Annotated in this window: 4 protein-coding genes and 1 pseudogene; 4 read left to right on the forward strand and 1 reads right to left on the reverse strand. The window is 60.4% G+C overall.

Annotation, left to right across the window (positions count from 1 at the left end):
* A pseudogene (locus AC5E6W_RS03840) lies at positions 1–335 on the reverse strand (DUF885 domain-containing protein); the annotation flags it as partial.
* A gap of 48 nt (positions 336–383) precedes the next feature.
* On the opposite strand from AC5E6W_RS03840, the gene AC5E6W_RS03845 reads away from it, so the two are divergent.
* From AC5E6W_RS03845 to AC5E6W_RS03860, 4 genes are all read left to right on the forward strand, one after another.
* Positions 384–890: an antitoxin Xre/MbcA/ParS toxin-binding domain-containing protein gene (locus AC5E6W_RS03845; protein WP_491750940.1), complete on the forward strand. Its 507-nt coding sequence runs from the start codon at positions 384–386 to the stop codon at positions 888–890.
* The gene (locus AC5E6W_RS03850) at positions 890–1321 is read left to right on the forward strand and encodes an RES family NAD+ phosphorylase (RefSeq protein ID WP_491750941.1); all 432 of its coding nucleotides are present in this window, start codon (positions 890–892) and stop codon (positions 1319–1321) included. The genes AC5E6W_RS03845 and AC5E6W_RS03850 overlap by 1 nt, the downstream gene beginning before the upstream one ends.
* Before the next feature lie 58 nt (positions 1322–1379).
* On the forward strand, positions 1380–2717 hold the full coding sequence (gene glgA / locus AC5E6W_RS03855) for a glycogen synthase (protein ID WP_491750942.1): 1338 nt from the start codon (positions 1380–1382) through the stop codon (positions 2715–2717).
* Positions 2718–2919: 202 nt separating this feature from the next.
* A partial coding sequence (locus tag AC5E6W_RS03860; protein ID WP_491750943.1) for an alpha-L-fucosidase occupies positions 2920–4278 on the forward strand: 1359 nt, incomplete at its 3' end.

Genomic DNA, 4278 nt, shown 5'->3' on the forward strand with positions numbered 1-4278 from the left:
GTCTTGAACGGCTGCCGCGTCACCTCTTCTTCATCGGACCAGAACGTAGAGTCCGAGTTCGCCGGCCGCTCATACTCCCGGAACTTCTGCGCATTCACCAGCACCACAATCTGCGCGCGAAACACCTCAAAGTTCACCCGCTCATCCGCCGACAATCCCGCAACCTTCACTCCATCCAACTGCCGCAGCACACCCTGCCAATGCTTCAGCTGCGCCTCCTGCGTGGTCACGTCCGCACGCGGCAGCTCCGCCACAATCTTCTCCGGGTGGTCCTCATCCGCCGCCCCACGCTGCGCCTTCCGCCAGGCATCCTCAGTCGCATAAATTGTTCTCAACGGAACAGCGGCTGACCCTGGGTGAACAGGTTTCTGCGATAAGGCTACATGGCAGACAAATGCCAATATCACTGCGCTACAATCTCGAAAACGCATACAAATTCTCAATGCACCTACTCTACAGATTTCAATCTCAAGAAGCCGAAAACCAACGGCCTCGCGCCTGAAATTCAAAAGTTGTATTCTTGTTCCAGAGGTACCGGCATGCCGAAGGCCCAAACTGCGACCGTTCTAGGCACGCCCAAGAAGCGTTTGGCGAAGGTCGTGACGATGCGCAAATCAGCCGTTCTGGAGTGGCGTGCCTCAGCCGCGCTCGAAGGCGAAGCGCATCGCATTCAGCGCAAGAAACTAAGCACCTACCTGCGACATTCCTTTCCCGCGCTACTGGCCTATGCCCAAGACATCTGGCAAAACGATACGGACGCCCTCGAATGGTTTCTCAATCCACACTCTGAGCTGCAGGCAAAAGTTCCCGCATCCTTATTGGAAAACCCGGAAGGCGAGAAGCGCGTGATGAATCTTCTCGTGGCTCTCGATCACGGCTTCCCTGTCTAGTGGACGTCTTTCGGCTGCACCGTCGAGGGCGCGACTGGGCTGACGCTACCGGCGCCTCCCTCGCATCAGGCCGATGGCACACCATCGGCACTCCCGTCATCTACACCGCGCAGAACATCGCTCTCGCACTGCTCGAAACTCTCGTTCACGCAGAAGGCCGCACGATTCCACCGCGGGCCATCACTCGCATTACCATTCCCGATTCGCTCGCCATCGAGCATAGCGCCTGGATCGACGAACCAGCTTCGCAAACCTTCGGCGATCAATTCGTCGCCCGCGCAACGGCCTCAGTATTGAAGGTCCCAAGCATCGTCGTTGAGAAAAGAGAGTTCAACTTCGTTTTAAATCCCGCACATCCCAGCTTCAAAACCATCACTGCGCATCCAACGGAAGACTTCGAAATCGATCCTCGCTTCATCCTTTTCCCATAGAATCCGTCAAGCAGGGGCGACAGCCAGCCAGCCGCCTCAATAAGGAGTCTTCTTTTATATGCGTGTAGGCCTGATGACCCGCGAGTACCCCCCTTACGTGTACGGCGGCGCCGGCGTCCACGTCGAATATCTCTCCCGCGAGCTCGCCAAGCTCATTGAAGTCGAAGTCCACGCCTGGGGCGAAACACCCGCAGAGCCGGTCAAGCCGGACTCCTGCGACGATCACCATCTTCACCTCGACATCCACTACGAGCAGCCCTGGCCCGCCATCTCCAAGGGCACACAGGCCAAGTTCAAAGGCGCGCTCGAAGCCCTGTCCCTCAACCTCCTGGAAAACCTGAACCTCGACAAGCTGGACATCATCCACACCCATACCTGGTACGTCGCGATGGCAGGCTTCCTCGCCAAAAAACTCTACGGCATCCCGTTCGTCCTCACTACGCACTCGCTCGAACCTCTCCGCGCCTGGAAAGCCGAGCAGCTCGGCTCCGGCTACGCCCTCAGCTCGTGGATGGAGCGCACCGCCGTCCTCGACGCCGACGCTATCGTCGCCGTCTCCAACGGCACCAAAGCCGACATCCTCAAGGCCTACCCCGACGTCGACGCCGCCCGCATCCACGTCATCTACAACGGCATCGACCTCCAGCAATACCAGTACACCCCCCGCACCGACGCCCTCCTCAAATACGGCGTTGACCCCATGCGCCCCTACGTGCTCTTCGTCGGCCGCATCACCCGCCAGAAGGGCGTCACCCACCTCGTCGAAGCCATTCCACATCTCCCACCCGGCACGCAGGTCGTCCTCTGCGCCGGCGCGCCGGACACTCCAGAGATCGCCAAAGAGATGCGCGACAAAGTCGAAGCCGTCCGCAAGCAAACCCCGGGCAGCATGCAGGCTATGGTCTCGGTCGAGTCCGACGGCATCCACAACCCTCCCGGCCACGCCGAAGCCACTGGAGACCCCACCGGCACCGGCCACAATATCGTCTGGATTGAGCAGATGGTCTCCAAGGAAGAAGCCATTCAGCTCTACTCCCACTGCGCCGTCTTTTGCTGCCCTTCGGTCTATGAGCCTTTCGGCATCATCAACCTCGAAGCCATGGCCTGCCGCGCGCCGGTCGTGGCCTCAGCTACCGGAGGCATCCTCGAAGTCGTCGTCGACAACGAAACCGGCCATCTCGTCCCTTTCGAAGCCGACGAAGTCACCACCTTCCCCAAAAACCCCGAGCAGTTCTCGAAAGACCTCGCCGCCCGCATCACCGAACTCCTCAACGACCCCGCCAAAGCCAAAGCCATGGGCGAAGCCGGCCGCAAGCGCGTAGAAGACCACTTTTCCTGGACCGCCATCGCCGCCCAAACCATCCAGCTCTACGAATCATTGATCACGAAGAAGTAGCCCCGCCGATGCTCCCTTGCCGTTCTCCCTCACCAGAGGGAGGAGGCCTTCAGCCATTGCCTCCCTCGTCGGCGACAAACGCGATATCAGGACCGTGGCCACAAATCGGCCAAATGGCCTATCGCCAACAGTGAAATTTTGTACATAAAATGGGTCATTCATATATAGTTTCACCGCCCCAACTTTCGCCGGAGATGACCCTTTGAAACTGACCCGCTACGCCACCCTCGCCCTCCTCGCCGCCTCCTTCGCGAACGCGCAACTCGCCGGCTCCAAGCCAGACACTACCCCTGTCAACCACCCGATCAAATCCATTCAGGACACCGAAACCCCCGCCCAGCGCGACGCCCGCATGGCCTGGTGGCGTGCCGCTCGCTTCGGCATGTTCATTCACTGGGGCCTCTACTCCATCCCCGCCGGCACATGGGACGGCAAGCAGGTCCCCGGCATAGGTGAGTGGATCATGAATCGCGGCTCCATCCCCGTTGCCGACTACAAAGCCCTCGCCCCGCAGTTCAACCCCACCGGCTTCTCCGCGCACGACATCGTCGCCCTCGCCAAGGCCGCCGGCATGAAGTACATCGTCATCACCTCCAAGCATCACGACGGCTTCGCCATGTTCGACTCCAAGGCCGACCCCTTCAACATCGTCGCCGCCACACAGTTCCACCGCGACCCACTCAAGGAGCTCGCCGCGGAGTGCCGCAAGCAGGGCATCAAGCTCGGCTTCTACTACTCGCAGGACCAGGACTGGACCGCTCCCGGCGGTGCCGCGCTCAAAACCGGCGACCACCAGCCGCCCACCTTCCACTGGGATAAAGCCCAGGATGGCGATTTTGCCACGTATCTCCACACCAAGGCCATCCCGCAGCTCAAGGAGCTCCTCACCAACTACGGCGAGTTCCCCGCCGTCATCTGGTTCGACACTCCTACCAAAGACATGACCCCCGAGCTCGCATCCGAGATCGTCGCCCTCATGAACCAGCACCCCAACCTCATCTGGAACAACCGCCTCGGCGGCACCTACAAGGGCGACACCGAAACCCCCGAGCAGTACATCCCCGCCAACGGCTTCCCCGGCGAAGACTGGGAGTCCTGCATGACCATGAACGACACCTGGGGCTATAAGTCCTACGACACCAACTTCAAGTCCACCGAAACCATCCTCCGCAACCTGATCGACATCTCCAGCAAGGGCGGCAACTACCTGCTCAACATCGGCCCCGACTCCCACGGCGTCGTCCCGCCCCCCGAAGCCGAGCGCCTCCGCGCCGTCGGCAAGTGGATGGACGTCAACAGCGAAGCCATCTACGGCACCTCGCCCACGCTCTTCACCACCCCCACCGGCGAACTAAGCGCCACCGAAAAAGACAAATCCGGCAAGCCCAAATTCATTCCCACCTGGAACTGGCGCTCCACCACGGCCCCCAACAAGGTCTACGTCGAAATCTTCCAGTGGCCCGGCACCAGCTTCCACCTCGACAAGCTCCCCCGCAAGGTTACGGGCGCTTATCTGCTGGCGGACAAAGCCCACAAATCCCTAAAGTTCACCCAGACCGAC

The organism is Bryocella sp. (genome assembly GCF_058498515.1).

Bases quoted from the DNA above. Each gene is read 5' to 3' on its own strand.
- AC5E6W_RS03845 (WP_491750940.1), top strand. From the start codon at position 384: ATGGCAGACAAATGCCAATATCACTGCGCTACAATCTCGAAAACGCAT.
- glgA (WP_491750942.1), top strand. From the start codon at position 1,380: ATGCGTGTAGGCCTGATGACCCGCGAGTACCCCCCTTACGTGTACGGC.